General features: G+C 61.1%; 16 protein-coding genes and 1 pseudogene. 9 read left to right on the top strand and 8 right to left on the bottom strand.

Annotated features, from left to right (window positions below; translation table 11 throughout):
- From RWT78_RS20060 to RWT78_RS20050, 3 genes are all read left to right on the top strand, one after another.
- Positions 1–640, top strand: a 640-nt coding sequence (locus RWT78_RS20060; RefSeq protein ID WP_314677632.1) for an ABC transporter substrate-binding protein, incomplete at its 5' end; no start/stop codon positions are given.
- A 59-nt stretch (positions 641–699) separates the two neighbouring features.
- On the top strand, positions 700–1,677 hold the full coding sequence (locus RWT78_RS20055) for an ABC transporter substrate-binding protein (RefSeq protein WP_003941435.1): 978 nt from the start codon (positions 700–702) through the stop codon (positions 1,675–1,677).
- 282 nt (positions 1,678–1,959) lie between these two features.
- Complete coding sequence (locus tag RWT78_RS20050; protein WP_037129592.1) at positions 1,960–2,427, top strand: DIP1984 family protein; 468 nt, start codon at positions 1,960–1,962, stop codon at positions 2,425–2,427.
- Positions 2,428–2,681: 254 nt separating this feature from the next.
- Here RWT78_RS20050 and RWT78_RS20045 read toward each other — a convergent pair whose 3' ends face one another.
- Positions 2,682–2,903 (bottom strand): RGCVC family protein, encoded by a 222-nt coding sequence (locus tag RWT78_RS20045; protein WP_003941442.1) that lies wholly within the window; start codon positions 2,901–2,903, stop codon positions 2,682–2,684.
- A gap of 238 nt (positions 2,904–3,141) precedes the next feature.
- Between RWT78_RS20045 and RWT78_RS20040 the strand changes: the two genes are divergently transcribed.
- The 3 genes from RWT78_RS20040 (at position 3,142) to RWT78_RS20030 (ending at position 6,142) form a co-directional block, all read left to right on the top strand.
- Complete coding sequence (locus RWT78_RS20040) at positions 3,142–3,486, top strand: nitroreductase/quinone reductase family protein (protein ID WP_037129595.1); 345 nt, start codon at positions 3,142–3,144, stop codon at positions 3,484–3,486.
- A 234-nt stretch (positions 3,487–3,720) separates the two neighbouring features.
- Positions 3,721–4,452 (top strand): response regulator transcription factor, encoded by a 732-nt coding sequence (locus RWT78_RS20035; RefSeq protein WP_039972719.1) that lies wholly within the window; start codon positions 3,721–3,723, stop codon positions 4,450–4,452.
- Positions 4,442–6,142 (top strand): GAF domain-containing protein, encoded by a 1,701-nt coding sequence (locus RWT78_RS20030; protein ID WP_042452382.1) that lies wholly within the window; start codon positions 4,442–4,444, stop codon positions 6,140–6,142. The genes RWT78_RS20035 and RWT78_RS20030 overlap by 11 nt, the downstream gene beginning before the upstream one ends.
- 3 nt (positions 6,143–6,145) lie before the next feature.
- On the opposite strand, the gene RWT78_RS20025 is transcribed toward RWT78_RS20030, so the two are convergent.
- A complete protein-coding gene (locus tag RWT78_RS20025) occupies positions 6,146–6,526 on the bottom strand; it encodes a VOC family protein (protein WP_007726436.1) in 381 nt (126 codons plus the stop codon).
- A gap of 199 nt (positions 6,527–6,725) precedes the next feature.
- Here RWT78_RS20025 and ctaD point away from each other — a divergent pair, with 199 nt between their 5' ends.
- Together ctaD and RWT78_RS20015 are read left to right on the top strand one after the other, a co-directional pair.
- On the top strand, positions 6,726–8,468 hold the full coding sequence (ctaD, locus tag RWT78_RS20020; protein WP_007726434.1) for a cytochrome c oxidase subunit I: 1,743 nt from the start codon (positions 6,726–6,728) through the stop codon (positions 8,466–8,468).
- Between the two features lie 221 nt (positions 8,469–8,689).
- On the top strand, positions 8,690–9,508 hold the full coding sequence (locus RWT78_RS20015) for a universal stress protein (protein WP_003941457.1): 819 nt from the start codon (positions 8,690–8,692) through the stop codon (positions 9,506–9,508).
- 17 nt (positions 9,509–9,525) lie between these two features.
- On the opposite strand, the gene RWT78_RS20010 is transcribed toward RWT78_RS20015, so the two are convergent.
- The 3 genes from RWT78_RS20010 to RWT78_RS20000 all read right to left on the bottom strand — a co-directional run bounded on the left by RWT78_RS20010 (position 9,526) and on the right by RWT78_RS20000 (position 12,781).
- Positions 9,526–9,999 (bottom strand): NUDIX domain-containing protein, encoded by a 474-nt coding sequence (locus RWT78_RS20010; RefSeq protein WP_003941446.1) that lies wholly within the window; start codon positions 9,997–9,999, stop codon positions 9,526–9,528.
- Positions 10,000–10,078: 79 nt separating this feature from the next.
- Positions 10,079–12,301 carry a catalase/peroxidase HPI gene (gene katG / locus RWT78_RS20005; protein ID WP_314677622.1) on the bottom strand — a complete coding sequence of 741 codons (2,223 nt, stop codon included), beginning with the start codon at positions 12,299–12,301 and terminating at the stop codon, positions 10,079–10,081.
- 36 nt (positions 12,302–12,337) lie between these two features.
- The gene (locus tag RWT78_RS20000) at positions 12,338–12,781 is read right to left on the bottom strand and encodes a Fur family transcriptional regulator (protein WP_037129600.1); all 444 of its coding nucleotides are present in this window, start codon (positions 12,779–12,781) and stop codon (positions 12,338–12,340) included.
- Positions 12,782–13,030: 249 nt separating this feature from the next.
- On the opposite strand from RWT78_RS20000, the gene RWT78_RS19995 reads away from it, so the two are divergent.
- The gene (locus RWT78_RS19995) at positions 13,031–13,339 is read left to right on the top strand and encodes an amphi-Trp domain-containing protein (RefSeq protein ID WP_070160341.1); all 309 of its coding nucleotides are present in this window, start codon (positions 13,031–13,033) and stop codon (positions 13,337–13,339) included.
- A 28-nt stretch (positions 13,340–13,367) separates the two neighbouring features.
- Here RWT78_RS19995 and RWT78_RS19990 read toward each other — a convergent pair whose 3' ends face one another.
- From RWT78_RS19990 to RWT78_RS19980, 3 genes and pseudogenes are all read right to left on the bottom strand, one after another.
- A complete protein-coding gene (locus tag RWT78_RS19990) occupies positions 13,368–15,665 on the bottom strand; it encodes a serine/threonine-protein kinase (protein WP_314677617.1) in 2,298 nt (765 codons plus the stop codon).
- Between the two features lie 86 nt (positions 15,666–15,751).
- Positions 15,752–17,167: an FAD-dependent oxidoreductase gene (locus RWT78_RS19985; protein ID WP_314677616.1), complete on the bottom strand. Its 1,416-nt coding sequence runs from the start codon at positions 17,165–17,167 to the stop codon at positions 15,752–15,754.
- A 60-nt stretch (positions 17,168–17,227) separates the two neighbouring features.
- Positions 17,228–17,595, bottom strand: a pseudogene (locus tag RWT78_RS19980) (glucosamine-6-phosphate deaminase); the annotation flags it as partial.

The raw sequence follows: 17,595 nt of genomic DNA, 5'->3' as shown, positions 1-17,595 counted from the left end.
CATCGACACCACCTACACACCGAGTGACGAGACAGCGCGAAGCATCTTGTCGGTGAAAGCGCCCGGCTACACCGATCTGTCGTCCGAGTACACCTATGACCCGTCGGGTGCGAAGTCACTGCTGGACGCCAGTGGATGGACAGTCGGCGGTGACGGATTCCGAACCAAGGACGGTGAGAAACTGACCGTCGAATTGGCCTACCGCAACCACCTCCCCCAATCGCAGTTCGAACTGATCCAATCTCAGCTGCGCGACATCGGAGTTGCAGTGAACTTGCAACCTCGCTCGACTGCCGAGGACAACGCCGCGAGAACCGACGGCACATGGGAATCGATCTACTTCCAGAGCTTGCGCGCCGACGGTGACGTACTGCTGGTGTTCAGTCCCACTCTCGGCTCGACCAAAGGCATCGCCTCGACTCCGGAGCTGAATGCATTGCTGGTCAAACAATCTCAGACCGTAGACGTCGATGCGAGAAACGGAGTGTTGAAGGAGATTCAGGAACTGATTGCCGATCAGGCACTGGCGATCCCGTTGCACGCCTCTTCGCTGATCTACGCGACGACTCCCGCGGTTCACGACCTGCGCATCCAAGCCGATCTCTACTCGGTGGACTTCGTGGATGCGTGGAAGAGCTAGCCCACACTTCGTGATCTCGACAACCTGCTTCGACAAACCCTCTTCCCGGAAGGAACCCGATGTTCACCCGTCCTCGCACCGCAACGCTTCTGATCTCTACCCTGGCCACAGTTACTCTCCTGGGTACCGCTTGCGGAAGCCCAGATGAAGAATCGACCGGGCAACACTCCGGTGCAACAACATCCAGTATCAACTTGTCGGCCGAGCAGAACCGCATCAGCACCGACAAGGTTGATTCGATCGCAGCGAAGGTCCCTCAGGAGTTCCGCGACCGGGGCACGATCCGAATCACCGGCAACGCTGGAACCGCTCCACCGTTGCGCTTCTATGCCGACGACGACAAGACTGTCATCGGTTCCGAGACCGACTTCGCGTATTTGATTGCAGAGGTGCTCGGGCTGAAAATCGACCTTCAGGTCGCGGATTGGGCGCAGAATTCGGTGCGGATCGATTCGGGAGACGCAGATGCGTTCATCTCCAACGTGACGGTCACCGAAGAGCGCAAAGAGAAATACGACTTCGCGACGTACCGCCTCGACACTCTCGCGTTCGAGGTCAAAAAGGACAGGAATCTCTCACTCGAGAAGCCGGAAGACATCGCCGGACTGAAGATCGGAGTCGGCGCTGCCACCAATCAGGAGGCGTTGCTGGTGAAGTGGAATGAGGACAACCTCGCAGCTGGGCGTGCTCCCGCTGAAATCACCGTGTACCAGAAGACCACTGACTACTACCTGCCGCTGTCTTCCGGTCGAATCGACGCTTACTTCGGCCCCAACCCGTCATCGCAGTTTCACGCTGCACAGACTGGCGAGAACGAAGTGATCGGTCAGTTCTCCGGAGCCGGTGAGGCCGCGTTGGGCCAGATCGGTGTACTGGTCAAGAAAGACAACGGCTTGGTACAACCGATCAGCGAGGCGATAGATCATCTCATCGAAAACGGCACATACGAGCAAGTTCTCGAGCGATGGAAGATCACCAACGAGGCAGTCGACAAGTCGCTGGTCAATCCCCCTGGCCTCCCGAAGACGAACAAATAGGAAAGGCGCACTCTAACTCGTCGCGGGGCGACTATTTCAGTCTGAACCGCGAGATCGACGGCGGACCATCGTATGCCTCGCCCGCCCCGTCGACCCGAGACCGTGCGCAGCGTGCTCCACCGGCTGCATCGCTTCATCGAAGGACACGCAGCACCAGCTGTCTCCAAGATGATTCGAATGCTGAACTGGGAAGAACGCAGCAAGACAATGGAATCCGACCCAGGTTGTCAACCGAGTGCTAGCTTGGAGTTCCCGATTCAGGTCAGAGCAGGAGCTTCATCCATGAAACTGGCAGAGGCACTGGCGCTACGCAGTGACACCACTCGCAAGGTTGCGCACTTGCGCGAGCGGATCGTCGACAATGCACGCCACCAGGAGGGAGAAGTTCCCGCCGAAGACGCCGCCGTCCTTCTCGAAGAGCTGACGTCAACTCTGAGCGAACTCGAACGGTTGATGCGCGCGATCAATCGAACCAATGCGCAGGCGATCCTCGGAAACGGCACTGTCACAGATGCACTCGCCCATCGAGATGTGCTGCGTCTGAGACACTCTGCAGTCAATGCCGCTGCGGACGCCGCGTCGGGGCGCGAAGAGCGAGGTTACGGTCGTCAACTCCGATCAGAATTGGTCTATGTCGCGGCAGTCCCCGTCACCGAACTTCGGGCAATCGCGGACGACCTCGCCCGCGAGATTCGCGAGGTCGATACACAGATTCAACGAACGAATTGGGAGGTGGATCTGATCGAGTAAGCACGGCAGCGTTGGAGCAGGTAGTCGTTCGGCGAAGCGAGCACACACCGCGACCGGCGGTCTATCCGGTCACCTCTGAGCGCGGCGGGCAGCGCACCTACACATTGCAGCCCTGCACGTCGTACAGGTAAAAGTGCACTACGCACACATCACCACCACGTGCTGATCGTCGATAGACGAGGGCGGGTTCGGGGCATCCAGCACTGTCGGCGACTACAGGGCGGTGCGTCTCCGATTGGGATGCAGGATGCACCTCAGTAGCGCGAATAGTGCTGCATCTCCTCGCGATCTGCAGCGCAGATGCACTTTCGATCGAGACCGCGGTCGGCAGTCACTGCGCAGAAGCGAACCCCGAGCGGATCGTGGGATTCCATACTGTGCTGACACGCCGGGCAGATCGACGGTGTTTTCTGATCCTCGTCAGTCGACTCGGATTGCCCTCGTGCATTCGACACATCGGACGGGTTCGACGCCATACAGGCGCTCCAGTTCTCGGCCGTTCGACCACAGACCGGGTTGGCGTCGAGGACGACATGGCTTGACCGCGCATATTCGAATGACCCTCGACGTACCCCACGCTACTCGCTTCGGCACACCGGTTTGTACCAATTTCTGCCCACGCGACAATCCCGGTCGAGCAGGATAGAACTACTGCACGCACCATTTCCGTGCAGGATTCGAATTCGTGCAGCATTCGTCGTGAAAGGGCTTCTCGTGAACACTTTCCAACGTGTATCCGCCGCCGTGAACGTAGTGGTCCAACCACTGATCGGCGCTCCGATCGTAGGCAAACTACTGGGCCGTTCCATGACCGTCATCACCTACGTCGGACGCAAGTCCGGTCGTACCTTCAGCGCGCCCGTGTCCTACAAACGAAAAGGCGACCATGTGACGATCGGCGTTGCCATGCCGGACAAGAAGAGTTGGTGGCGCAATTTCTACCCGGAACAAGGTCCGATCGTTCTCCAACTGGACGGTATCGATCGCCCCGGCGAGGCACTCGCACACCGAAAAGGCAAGGGTGTCTACGTCTCCGTCGAACTCGCTCCCGTCGACTGAGCGGATCGAACAGTCACCGGTGCAATCACATTCAGCTCACACCCACCGCCTCACGAGATCTGGGTGATTCAGATCTCGTGACGGTCGGGACCTTTGACTCTGTGCAATCGAGACTCGGTCTCGCACCCTTCGACGCGGGTTTTTTGTCGACTATCGGTCGGACAACCCGATCCTGTCGGGACATTACCGTCCGGTAACATCGACGGCAGGCGTGAGCTGGAAGAGGTGACCACCGTGACGATCGGCATCTATCTGGTCGACGACCACGAGATCGTCCGTCGTGGATTGGCAGACCTGTTGAATCAGGTATCGGGATTCAACGTTGTTGGCGAGGCGTCGTGTGTTCGCGAAGCCTCGGCCGGAATACCCGAATGCCGACCCGACGTGGTAGTCATGGACGTCAGACTTCCCGACGGTAACGGTGTGGAACTGTGCCGAGAACTGGCGTCGACCTACCCGAGCGCCGCCACTTTGATGCTCACGTCGTACTCCGACGACGACGCACTGCTCGACGCCCTGATCGCCGGCGCACGAGGATTCGTCCTCAAGAACATCCGCGGCCACGACCTGGTGTCGGCGATCCGCACGGTTGCTACCGGCAAGTCGCTGTTGAACACCCAGGCGGTGATCGGTTTGGTCCGGCGCATCCGCTCCGAACAGGAGTCGGGTACTGCGGCAGCCCTGTTGACCGATCAGGAGCTCTTGATCTTCGAGTTGATCGGCAAGGGACTGAGCAATCGAGAGATCAGCTCGCACGCAGAACTCTCGGAGAAAACAGTCAAGAACTACGTCTCACGCATCCTCGAGAAACTGGGTCTCGAACGTCGAACGCAGGCCGCAGTTCTGGCGACAAAGCTTCGTGCGGGCACTTCGCACCCGGATCCTTCGGGCCAGGCGACCACTCACCTACTGACGCCGTCCGGCTCGCCCTTCTCCGCCACCACGGGCACGCACCATGCCAGGTAGCCGCGACGCGCTCATGCTCAGCCTTTTCGGCGACATCGCCGGAAGCGCAGAGCTGACTGCTCTCAACCCGACTGCAATTCCCAAACTGCTCAGTGCCGTGTTGACCGTCGGGTCCACACTCCAGCTCGACGAAACCCTGCAACAGATAGTCGACGTCGCGCGACATCTCCTCGAAGCGGACTACGGCGCGCTCGGCGTGAAATCCCCCGACGGACGCTTGTCCCGATTCATCCACTCCGGTTTGACTCAAGGGCAGGTTGCCAAGATCGGGCATCTTCCCGAAGGACACGGCCTGCTGGGCCTGGTCGTTCGAGAACCGTGCCCGGTTCGAACCGACCGAATCTCCTCGCATCCGTCCTCGGCAGGGTTTCCGACCAATCACCCGCCGATGGACACGTTTCTCGGTGTTCCGATCTTCGTCAGGGGCGAGGTGTTCGGCAGCATCTACCTCGCGGACAGCTCGGAACGGACTGCATTCGACGACCGCGACGAGGCTGTACTCCAGATTCTGGCAAATGCTGCGAGCATCGCCATCGACAATGCGCGTCTGTTCGAGGAATCCCGGACGCGAGAAGCCTGGCTCAAGGCCGTCGCCGCCGTCAATGCACGTCTGCTCAGCGGCGGATCCCGCGACGAGACGCTGGCGGAACTGGTTCGGACGACGCGGCACCTCACGGATGGAAATCTTGTGTGCGTCGTTCGCTACGACCTCGGCAGAGAGCCGGTAGTCCACGTCGCCGATGCTGCTGATTCCCAGCCTGTCCCCGCGACCGGATCAGCCGTCGATCTGTCCGGGACCGTGATCGACGACGCTGCGCGGAGCCGGCGGCCGATCTCTGCACCACATGGCAGTTCCGTTCCGGCACTGAATGTTTCCGGCGACGAATCAGTGGTCGCACTCCCCCTCTCCGGGACCTCGTTCGGCGGCGGTGTTCTCTTCGCGTCACGCCGCAGCAACCGCCCGTGGGGAGTGGACGAGATCGAGCAACTGACGGCGATGGCAGACATCGCTTCTGTCACTGTCGAATTCGCAGAACAGCAACGGAAAGAAAGACTGGTCGACGTCCTCGAAGATCGCGACCGAATCGCGCGGGATCTCCATGACCACGTCATCCAACAGCTGTTCGCCACCGGGTTGAGTTTGCAGGGGGTGCTGCAACGTCCAGGCGACGAGGACACCGTTCGAACCGTATTGGACACCTCTGTCGATCAACTCGATCGAACAGTCCGTGAAATCCGCACCGCAGTCTTCGACCTCCATACGAGCGAGATGTCTACTCCCACAAGCCTGCGGCGGCGACTACTCGATGCCGTCAACGGTCTGTCCGGCCACTCGTCGATCACTCCCAGCGTCACTTTCGAGGGAACCATCGACAGTTCCGTCCCGTCTCGACTTGCCCCGCATGCCGAAGCCGTTGTGCGCGAGGGCTTGAGCAACGCTCTGCGGCATGCACATGCCGATGCCATCGACGTCACCATCCGGGCCACCGAGGAGCTTGTCATCAGCATCGTCGACGACGGTGTGGGAATCGACCAGGCAACCAGAATCCACGGTCTCGACAACCTGGCGACCCGCGCTCGTCAGTGCGGAGGCTCGAGCAACATCACCAGCGAGAACGGTGTCACCGAACTGGTGTGGCGTGTTCCGCTGAGCCCCAGGCGAAGTCCGTTGCCGATCCAGCATCGTTGAGCGTCAGAGCGGATCCAGTTGGGCCTTGAGCAGGCAGAACTCGTTACCTTCCGGATCGGCCAGGACATGCCATTGTTCGTGTCCTGTCTGGCCGATGTCGGCCGGCCGCGCACCAAGACTCAACAGGCGTTCCAGTTCGGCCTCCTGATCGCGATCGGTGGCGTTGACGTCGATATGCAGGCGGGGCTTGCCCTTCTCCGGTTCGTCTCTGCGACTGAGGATGATCGTCGGCTGCGGACCACCGAACCCTTCGCGTGGGCCGATCTCCAACGAACCGTCGTCCATTCGATCGAGCACGACGAAGTCCAGGACCTCGCACCAGAACCGGCCCAGCACCTCGGGTTCCCGGCAACCGAGCACCAGTTCACTGATACGACATGCCATGACCATCTCGCTTTCTTTCGGCTCGTGAAGACAACTCTCTCGACCGTACCGGACCACGTGATCTACGCCATGCCTCTGTTCCGATCCTAGGGACCTTTTCCCCTCGTCCGAGTTCCCGGTCGCCACGATCATTGCGTTATGTTCCACAGTCCCAGGCATTCTCGGTCTTTCGTCACGTCGATGTGCGTAGGCGGCCGTCGTGGTTGATCTCGCGCCCCGGCCGGTCGGTGAGGTCGATTCCCCCGCCGATGCAATTCCCCGAACCGCTCCGAAGGGTTCGAAACTGGTCGAGATCCTCAGGACCACCGATCACAAGATGATCGGTCTGATGTACATCGTGACATCGTTTGCCTTCTTCTTGATCGGCGGACTGATGGCACTACTCATGCGCATGGAATTGACCGTTCCGGGAATGCAATTCCTGTCCAACGAGCAGTACAACCAGTTGTTCACCATGCACGGCACGATCATGCTCCTGCTGTACGCGACCCCGGTGTTCTTCGGATTCGCCAACTACCTCATGCCACTGCAGATCGGGTCGCCGGACGTGTGTTTCCCGCGACTCAACGCCTTCAGCTACTGGCTCTATCTCTTCGGCGGCCTGATCGCGTCCGCCGGATTCGTAACACCTGGTGGTGCGGCAGATTTCGGCTGGACCGCCTACGTACCGCTCACCAGCGAACTCCACTCCCCCGGCATGGGCGCCGACCTGTGGATCATCGGTCTCGCTCTCGGCGGCGTCGGCACCATCCTCGGCGCAGTCAACATCGTTTCGACGATCGTCTGCCTGCGCGCCCCGGGTATGACGATGTTCCGCATGCCGATCTTCACGTGGAATGCGCTGGTCGCCAGCATGCTGATCCTCCTCGTTTTTCCGCTGCTCGCTGCTGCCTTGATCGGACTGTGGGTGGACCGGCACCTGGGAGCGCACCTGTTCGACCCCGCCACCGGTGGAGTCATGTTGTGGCAGCACCTGTTCTGGTTCTTCGGCCATCCCGAGGTCTACATTCTGGCGCTGCCGTTCTTCGGCATAGTCTCGGAGATCTTCCCCGTCTTCAGCCGCAAGCCGATCTTCGGATACACCGGATTGGTCTACGCAACATTGGGAATTGCTGCACTGTCGATCGCTGTGTGGGCGCACCACATGTACGCAACCGGCGCCGTTCTCCTCCCCTACTTCTCGTTCATGACCTTCCTGATCGCAGTTCCCACCGGAGTCAAGTTCTTCAACTGGATCGGCACCATGTGGAAGGGGCAGTTGACTTTCGAATCGCCCATGCTGTTCTCCGTCGGCTTCCTGGTCACATTCCTGTTCGGCGGACTCTCCGGCGTCATCCTTGCCAGCCCGCCCTTGGACTTTCATGTCACCGACTCGTACTTTGTTGTCGCGCATTTCCATTACGTCCTCTTCGGAACAATCGCGTTCGCGACATACGCCGGAATCTACTTCTGGTTCCCGAAAATGACCGGCCGGATGTTGGACGAGAAGCTCGCCAAGATCCATTTCTGGTTGACCCTGATCGGCTTTCACGCGACATTTCTCGTCCAGCATTGGCTCGGCGCCCAGGGCATGCCTCGGCGGTACGCGGACTACCTCCCGTCGGACAATTTCACTCTTCTCAACACGATCTCGACCATCGGCGCGTTTGTGCTCGGAGCCTCGACGATTCCGTTCATCTGGAACGTTTTCAAGAGCTACCGGTACGGCCGAATTGTGACCGTCGACGATCCTTGGGGCTTCGGAAACTCGCTCGAATGGGCGACGTCCTGCCCACCACCGCGACACAACTTCACCGAACTCCCCCGAATCCGCAGTGAGCGGCCGGCATTCGAACTGCACTACCCCCACATGGTCGAAAGAATGCGCGACGAGGCGCATGTCGGACTGCTTGGTCACAAGTCGGTTTCCGACGTGAGAACTGAGGTGAAACAACATGAATGACGGCACGAAGCACCGAGCCTGGGCAGAAAGGCAGCAACACGAACGCCGAGCGAAACCCGGCCATCTCCTCGCCCCGTTGCTCGTGCTCATGTTCGCTGTCACGACGCTCGTGTGGTTGCCCCTGACGACTGCCGCGTGCTCGATAGTCGTCGCAGGATTGCTGTTCGGCACTGTCCTGCAAGCTAGTTCGCATTCAACAGACACAGCTCGAGGAGTTCACGATGAAGCCCGAACTATCGACTGACCTCATCACCTCGGAGTGGTCCGCGGACGGAGCGGTGGTCGTGTGCATCGACGGATCCCCGCTGCGCCCCGACGTGATCACGTGGGCGGCTGAGTTCGCACATCGGCACGGTCTCTGGATGCGAATCGTTTTCGTAGCTCCGAGCGCCGATCTGAACACCTCGGCATCGCCGACCGGCCTGTTCATGGAGGCCATTCAGATCGCCGAGTCGGTGTCGCCAGATCTTCGGATCCGGACCGATCTGATCTCCGGGGAGAACACCGCAATTCTCACCGCGCTGACAGCTGAGGCCGCCTTGATCGTCGCAACACAGGACGATCCCGCCGCACCTGGACCGACATGTTCGTTCGCAAGAGTCGGAACACCGCGTGAAAGCAGCGCTACGGCAGCCTTGCCGGTTGTCGTCGGTTTGGACGGAAGCGCCTACAGCGAAAGCGCTCTGGCCATCGCCTTCAAGGAAGCAGAGGCAGCGAACACCGAACTGGTCGTCGTTCACGCCGCGCCGCCAGAGGCCGAACTGCGTCGAGACGTCGCATCCGGGCACTCGCCCCAGCACTCGACGCCGCTGACGTGGCAACTGTCGGGTTGGGCCACGCTCTACCCTGGCGTCGCGATCCGTCAGATCGAGTTCGACGGCCCCTCGGTTGCCATTCTTGAACAACTCTCCACCGAGGCACGGCTTCTCGTCGTGGGTCGGCGTGGGCGAGGTTCGTTCGACGACACCGCTCTCGGCACCACGAGCAGTGCGATGATTCGAAAAGCACACTGCCCGGTCATCGTTGCCAGCGAAGCCTGAATCAGATCCTCACCCGGTCAGAAGCCGTAGCTGTGGATGGGTGCGAGCTGACCGGAGTGATGGGCTTCGATTACGAAACGCTCGTGGTCGACCAACTTCTCCGGGAGTTCGTCAACCGGCCACCACCGCAGATCTGCAGATTTCAACGGCTCCATCCGGCGTGGTTCACCCGACCACGTGCGGCATTCGTAGAAGAAGTCCACTCGATGATCCACCGGTTCGCTCCCGTCCGCGTGGCGGCGATGCAACACGGTCAGCGGCTTCAGTTCCGAGGAAAGCAACTCGACACCAAGTTCTTCCGCAGCCTCCCGAACGGCAGCGTCGATCGCCGACTCCCCCAGTTCGACGTGGCCCGCAGCAGCGTGAGCCCAGTATCCGTCCATGAATCCCGTGCCCTCGCGCAATTGCAGCAGCACCTCGCGCCGTTGTACCGGGTTGCTTCGACAGAACATCACGTACACCGCTGGTACCAGCGCAAATTGATCGGCCACACGACCACGCTATCGTGCGCGTGAAATGACGGCGCCCCGCGAGAACAAGCTCGCGGGGCGTCGTCGACGATCTGCTGGATCAGTTCACGTCGAACCGGTCGAGGTCCATCACCTTGGTCCAGGCTGCGGCGAAGTCCTCGGCGAACTTCTGCTTGGCGTCTGCGCTGGCGTACACCTCGGCGAGTGCACGCAGTTGCGAATTCGATCCGAAAACGAGATCGACCGCAGTTGCCGTGTACTTCGGATCGCCCGTCACGCGATCAACACCGTCGTAGACGTTTTCGTCCGTCTTCGACGGCTTCCACTCTGTACCCATGTCGAGAAGGTTGACGAAGAAATCGTTGGTCAACGTCTCGGGACGATCGGTGAACACCCCGTGACGGGTATTGCCGAAGTTCGCGTTCAGCGCGCGAAGTCCGCCGACCAGCACTGTCACCTCGGGCGGGGTCAGCGACAGCATGTACGCGCGGTCGACCAACAGAATCTCTGCCGGAATCTTCTCGCCTCCCTTGAGGTGGTTCCGGAATCCGTCGGCCCGGGGTTCGAGTACCTCGAACGAGTCGACGTCTGTCTGCTCCTGCGTTGCGTCCGTACGTCCCGGAGTGAACGAGACCGTGATGTCCTGTCCGGCGTTCTTCGCAGCCTGTTCGACGGCCGCTGTACCACCCAGAACGATCAGGTCGGCGAGAGAAACCTTGGCTCCACCAGCCTGGTTGAAGTCCTGCTGAACCCGCTCGAGAGTCTGAAGCACCGCGGAGAGAGCTGCGGGCTCGTTGACTTCCCAATTCTTCTGCGGCTCCAGTCGGATTCGCGCACCGTTGGCGCCGCCGCGCATGTCCGTGCTGCGGAAGCTCGCGGCAGACGCCCACGCCGTCGATACCAACTGCGAAATGGACAGCCCGGAGTCGAGAAGTCGACTCTTGAGGATCGCGATGTCTGCGTCCCCGATCAGTTGATCATCGGCCGAGGGAACCGGGTCCTGCCACAGCTGCGGCTCGGGAACCCAAGGTCCCAGGTAGCGCGTGACCGGTCCCATGTCACGGTGAAGGAGCTTGTACCAAGCCTTGGCGAACTCTTCGGCGAATTCTTCCGGATGATCGAGCCAGCGCCGGGTGATCTTCTCGTAACTCGGATCCAGGCGTAGGGACAGGTCGGTCGTCAGCATCGTCGGGGTGCGTCCGGCCGACGAATCGAACGGATCCGGGATGGTGCCCGCCCCCGCGCCGTCCTTCGGAATCCACTGCCACGCACCCGCCGGACTCTTGGTCAGCTCCCAGTCGTAGCCGTACAGAATCTCCAAGAAGGTGTTGTCCCACTTCGTCGGAGTGGGAGTCCACACGACTTCGAGACCACTGGTGATCGCGTCCTTACCCACACCCGTGCCGAAGGCACTCTTCCAGCCCAGTCCCTGCTGCTCGATGGGAGCACCTTCCGGTTCCGGTCCGACGAGGTCGGCCGGTCCGGCTCCGTGCGTCTTGCCGAAGGTGTGACCGCCGGCGATCAGCGCAGCTGTCTCCACGTCGTTCATCGCCATGCGGGCGAACGTTTCTCGGATGTCGCGGGCGGCCGCTACCGGATCCGGTTGCCCGTTGGGTCCTTCGGGATTGACGTAGATCAGGCCCATCTGCACGGCTCCGAGCGGTCCGGACAGCTCACGGTCTCCGCTGTAACGCTCGTCGCCGAGCCAGGTGTCCTCGGGACCCCAGTAGATCTCCTCGGGCTCCCAGATGTCTTCTCGGCCGAATCCGAAGCCGAAGGTCTTGAACCCCATCGACTCCAGGGCGCAGTTGCCCGCGAACACCAGCAGGTCGGCCCAGGAAACCTGCTTTCCGTACTTCTGCTTCACGGGCCAAAGCAGGCGCCGGGCCTTGTCGAGGCTGGCGTTGTCCGGCCAACTGTTGAGCGGGGCGAAACGCTGAGCACCTTGGCCGCCACCGCCGCGGCCGTCTGCAATGCGATAGGTGCCGGCAGCATGCCAGCTCATACGCACGAAGAGTCCGCCGTAGTGCCCGTAGTCGGCCGGCCACCAATCCTGCGACGCCGTCATCAACGCGATGACGTCGCGCTTTAGCGCCTCGACATCGAGCTTGGCGAATTCCTGGGCGTAATCGAAGTCGGCACCCATCGGATTCGACTTCGACGAATGTGAATGCAAGACAGAGAGATCCGGCTGATTCGGCCACCAGTCGCTGTTTGTTCTCGGACGATTCCCGGTAGGCGTCGGAGACGGGATTGCGGGGTTTTCACTTTCGCTGGTGCTCTCGGTGTTTCCGTCGTGAGCAACCGGGCAACTATCGGACACGGTAATCCCTCCATGAGCGAGTAGAACGGACTTCGATCACGTTTGTGATCGCAAACTCTGAGTTGTCGAGCAGTCGGGACACAGGCCCCAGTAAATGACCTCGGCTTCGTCGAGAACGAAACCGTTGTGCGCCGACGGCGTCAAACACGGTGCCTCTCCGACTGCGCAGTCGACATCTGCAACGACCCCACAGGACCGGCAGACGACGTGATGATGGTTGTCGCCGACGCGTGACTCGTACAGCGCCACCGATCCGGACGGTTGGATCCGCCTGATCAGCCCGGCGTCGGTGAGAGCGTGCAACACGTCGTAGACCGCCTGCCGCGACACCCCCGGCAGAACAGCCCGCACAGCATCGAAGACAGTCTCGGTGGCTGCGTGTGGGCGTGCATGCACAACCTCGAGCACCGTGACTCTGGGACGAGTCACGCGAAGCTCAGCGTTACGCAGTTGGGCTGCATAATCCGGCGTCGAAGGCACCTTTCCACTATTGCGCAATCTTCTGGACTGAACCCAGACTTTCGCGAAAATCATCGCGGACAGGGCCCTCCCGACCGATTCGTCCGTGCTGGAAGTGAGCCGGATTCCTCGCTGTTTCTCACGCCCCCAACAGCGCCTTCAGGTTTGTTGCGCGTCGACGCGTCCTGCTGTGTGGTTCCACAAACTCCGACAATCTCCCCTTCGTCCAACTACCGTGAAAGGGAGAATCCGCCGAGGTCAGGAGTGCTCGTGCCCAAACTGGAGATCAAGAGGAAGTCAGAACTCTCACGGCAGGAAGTCGCCGACCGACTCATCGCCCTCGGTCAAGCCCTCGCCAGTGGATCGGAAGTGGAGCTGGGGTCGGGTGGGGACTCGATCGAAATCAGTGTTCCGGAACAGGTTCGGTGGGAACTCGAGATCGAAGTCGACGGCAACGAAGTCGAGATAGAAATCGAGATCCACTGGCGCGACGACCCCCAGGAAGAATCGGAAGAGAAATCTCCGCCTCCCGCCAAAGCAGTTCGTCGCAGCCGACCACGCAAGAGCACTGCCACATAGGCCGAACTCGAACACGGTTGTCAGGCACTTACGGAGACGCCGACACCTCGAGAGACACGACGCGCAGCAGTGCTCGGAGATCACTCTCGATCCGTCGAAACAGTTGATACACAACGATGAATCCGGCGATACCGCCCAAACACAGCGCACGGACTGTTGCGTTGAGTTCCTCACCGGCACCCGAACCGACAAAACTGAGCCCCGCGATTCCCACCAGTGGAACCGACGCCGCGACTGCGAGGTAACGCGTGCTGCTCCGACCCAACGAGCGAATATCGCGTCCGTCGTCGCTTCGTAACTCGCCGTGTGACAACAAGATCGGATACAGACATCGAACCGAGTAGTACGTCAGGATGAAGAACGGATACGCGACGGCGACGGCCCCGCACACCGCCAACGACGACATCAGGTGCACGTAGGCTCGCTGCGGAATTCCGCCGGCGGCAATCTGCAATGCGACCGGATATGCGATACCGGCCAGAACCCACAGACCGAATGCGATCACCACCGCGCGATGTCCGACATTCAGCGTCGCGGTACGCGCTTTGTTCAAGACCTCCGCGCTGTACGTCTGACCGTTGCGCAGTCCGTGAGGCACGGTGAGTGCAAGCCGACACCAATACAGGATCGCTGCGGCACCGAGAGAGAACGCAGCCACTCCGATGACCAGATGAACCTGCTCGAGATGCTGCTGAGCCTGCGGCGAGAGACCCGAGATGATCAGCATCTTGTTGTAGTAGTAGTTGTAGCCCGCCGCAAGAAGATTCGGAATTCCGATCGCGACAAGCACTATCGGCAGCGCCCACTTCCACAACGTCGAACGTGGACTCCCTTCCGGTGGGTCCACAAGATTGCGAGCAGACCGGTCCAGACACAGTGCGAACTGACGAGCCAACTTTCGGCCGCCAGACCACCTTCCGTCTCTCTCCGGCGAGAGAGACTTGACCAGAACTCGGCGCAGCGCCGGCGGACAGTCGTCCGGTAGCCGTGCCTCGGCTGCGGGATCCACCCCGCGCCGGCGGGCCTCGAGCGCCTTCTTGGGCGACGGTGGGTTCTCCCCCGATCCGTCGTCCGTGAAAGGCCTACTCCCGGTGAGGAGTTCCCACAACATCACGCCGAGTGCGTAAATGTCGCTACGGGTGTCGAGTGTGCCAGGCGCCCCCACCGCACAGGCCTCCAATTGCTCCGGAGACATGTAGGCAAGCGAGCCTCCGACAAAACAAGCAGCGTCCTCGGTCGAAACCTCCTCGCTCGAGCTGACGTTGAAGTCGGCGAGCTTGGGGATGCCTTCGACACTGAGCAGTACGTTCGCCGGCTTGATGTCCCGATGTAATACGCCGTGCTCACGCGCATACTCGAGGGCATCGGCCAGTCGCATCCCCATCCAGGCCACGGTCTCCGGCCACGACATCGCAGCGATCTCGCTCCTCAGGCTCGTCTCGCTGGGCTTCATCTCTCCCTTCTTCGCCAGGGTCTTGTCGATGGCGTCGAGAAGTAGTTGTCCGGACCGCTGCGCCTGCGGTGTCACGCGGACAAGTTTGACCACGTCGAGCAGGGTCCCACCCGGCACGTATTCCATGAACAGGACTCGCAGTGCGCGTTCCTCGAGCAACCGTTGATCGAAGACCCGGACGATGTTGGGATGGTCGAGCTGGGCGAGAGTCTGCGGCTCGACTCCGACGTTGCGCGAGATTTTCAACGCAACCCACCGCTGCATCGACAGTTGCCGAGCGAGGAACACTCGGGCGAATGCGCCGTGCCCGAGTTCCAACACCAGCTCGAAATCGTCCAGGTGCTGCCCGATTTCGAACTCGTCGAAACCCGACAGTCCCAACATCATCACGTCTTCGCGACCGGCCATCGAATCACGGTCGAACATCTGCTCGAAACTCTCTGCCTGCAAGGGAAACTCGCTGAGGTACTCGGCTGCTGCGACGTCCTCCCCACCCTGCTTCCGCAGCCGGAACTCCTCGTACAGGAGCTCGGCCGGTAATGGTTCTTCGAGTAATTCGGGATACTCGGCACAGTAATCCGTCAGCCGTTTCGGGCAATCATTTTTCAGCCAGCGGTACTCCATGTCGATTCCGACCAGTTCGATCAGCGCCGCCCGACGAATCTTGGCTGGATCAGGCAGATAATCGCTCAGGTCGGACGGGGTTCGCCCCTCCTCCCACTCCGCCACAAGGCGGCCGAGGCCGTCTGCACCGTTCTGGCCGTCACGCACCACCGGCAGCGTTGAGGGGCGCAACTCGGTGACGGTGCCCCGTTCGGTCAGGGGCCCGCTCGCGATTGTCGCGTCACTGGCCTGCGCACCACGTTCATTCATGACACTTCTGTTCCGCACCTCGATCACAATGAATCGGAGTGACTCACTTCAGCGTAACCCCGGTGGTACTCCAGACCCCAGCGAATCTATTCGGCGTGAACTGCCGACTCCGTGCCGATGCGAACGAGTTCGTCGCGCTCTTTGATTTTGATCCGATCACGCCCATGCTTCACACCGAGGGCACGTTCGGCGGCATCGATGCGAAGCCATCCGTCCCAATCGACGGGCTCCACTCTGCCGGCCCCGAGGACCTCCGCGATCCGGCCGTGACCGGCTCGACGCTCGTATGCCGAATCAAGTTGGTGCAGCATCGTTTCGACTGTCTGGCGAGCGTCTGGCCGCGCCGCACCGATCAGCCCGGCGGCACCTCGCTTCATCCAGCCCGTCACGAACAAGCCCGCGATCGGTAGACCGCTCTCGTCGACCGCTGCGCCGCCCTGGTGCGCAACATTGCCGCGTCCGTGATCGAAAGGCACCCCGGCAAGTGGCGTCCCGAGAAATCCGATTGCCCGGTACACAGCTTGAACCGGATAGTCGGTACAGATACCCGAAGCGGTGACGTGACCATATCCGTCCGGGTCTGTCCGCTCGACGCGGAGTGCTTCGACTTTCCCGCTGCCGAGAATCTCCGCCGGCTGTCGGTAGAAGTGCAGGTGAACTCGGCGCCGGGAAGTCCGATCGGCAGAAGCAGCGTCCGCGAAACCACGGAGTGTCTCGACTGTCAGTCGGGTGTGCGCCAACTGTTTGGTCATCCGCTCGACATGCCGGTCCGGTACGACATCGACAGAATCGACGACAACATCTACGCCGGGTAGTTCACCGAGAGCGCGCAACTCGTTCGGGGAGAAGCGAGCGTCGGCTGGTCCGCGCCGGACAAAGATGTGTACTTCGCGAACTCGACTGCCGGCGATCCCTTCCCGAACTTGGTCGGAGACGTCCGTGGCCTGCAGCGATTGCGCCTCGGCGAGGAGCATACGGGTGACGTCGAGTGCGACGTTGCCACCTCCGATCACTGCGACCGATTCCGCGTTCAGCGGCCACTGCGGCGAGCTGTCCGGGTGATCGTTGTACCAACCGACAAACTCGGCGCCACCGAAAGAACCTGGAAGCTCGACGCCGGGAATGTCGAGAGGTGCATCCCGCGGCGCACCGGTTGCAATGATCACGGCATCGTAGGACGAACGTAGGTCATCGACGGAAAGGTCCTTTCCGATCTCCACGTTGCAGAACAGCCGGAACTCACTGGCGACCAGCGTGGTGTGCAGAGAATGGGCGAACTTTTCGGACTCGGGGTGCCCTGGTGCGAGACCGTAGCGCACCAGTCCGTACGGCGTCGGTAGACGCTCGAACACGTCTGTCTTGGTGCCGGGCGCAAGTTCGGCGAGAACGCCGGCGGCGTGGATTCCCGCCGGCCCCGCTCCGACGATCGCGACACTGAGCGGTGGTGAGAAGAATCGGGGCGCCGCAGGCGGGGATACCGCTGGACCTCTGGCGTTGATCATCCCCCGAGGCTAGGACCTCAACTGCGCTGGAGATCAAGTCCGCTTTCAGCAGCCCGCTTTTCAGTAACCCTGCTCTGCAGGCTTGTGCTCGGTTGTGTAGCGGTAGAAGTCCGCTAGTTGGAGTTCGCCGGCAGCTGCCTCGTCGACTATGACGGTCACGTGTGGATGCAGCTGCAGCACCGACGCCGGGCAGAATGCCGAGACCGGACCTTCGACCGCGGCCCGGACGGCGGGCGCTTTGCGGGCGCCGTCCGCGATCAGGACGAGATGCCGTGCATCACTGATGGTTCCGAGCCCTTGCGTGATCACATGATGCGGTACGTCGGCTGGGTCTGCGAAGAACCGTGCATTGTCGGCGCGGGTCCTCTCGGTCAAGGTCTTCACTCGGGTGCGCGATGCAAGCGAGGAGGAGGGCTCGTTGAAACCGA

Source organism: uncultured Rhodococcus sp. (assembly GCF_963525155.1).
In the GTDB taxonomy this organism is placed as follows: Bacteria; Actinomycetota; Actinomycetes; order Mycobacteriales; family Mycobacteriaceae; genus Rhodococcus_F; species Rhodococcus_F qingshengii.
The sequence above is the reverse complement of the archived record's forward strand: the minus strand, read 5'-3'. Positions and strand labels throughout refer to the sequence as shown.

Coding starts and splice junctions, on each gene's coding strand:
- RWT78_RS20055 (WP_003941435.1), top strand. CDS start 700: ATGTTCACCCGTCCTCGCACCGCAACGCTTCTGATCTCTACCCTGGCC.
- RWT78_RS20015 (WP_003941457.1), top strand. CDS start 8,690: ATGAAGCCCGAACTATCGACTGACCTCATCACCTCGGAGTGGTCCGCG.
- RWT78_RS19990 (WP_314677617.1), bottom strand. CDS start 15,665: ATGAATGAACGTGGTGCGCAGGCCAGTGACGCGACAATCGCGAGCGGG.
- RWT78_RS20050 (WP_037129592.1), top strand. CDS start 1,960: ATGAAACTGGCAGAGGCACTGGCGCTACGCAGTGACACCACTCGCAAG.
- RWT78_RS20030 (WP_042452382.1), top strand. CDS start 4,442: ATGCCAGGTAGCCGCGACGCGCTCATGCTCAGCCTTTTCGGCGACATC.
- RWT78_RS19985 (WP_314677616.1), bottom strand. CDS start 17,167: ATGATCAACGCCAGAGGTCCAGCGGTATCCCCGCCTGCGGCGCCCCGA.
- RWT78_RS20025 (WP_007726436.1), bottom strand. CDS start 6,526: ATGGCATGTCGTATCAGTGAACTGGTGCTCGGTTGCCGGGAACCCGAG.
- RWT78_RS20045 (WP_003941442.1), bottom strand. CDS start 2,903: ATGGCGTCGAACCCGTCCGATGTGTCGAATGCACGAGGGCAATCCGAG.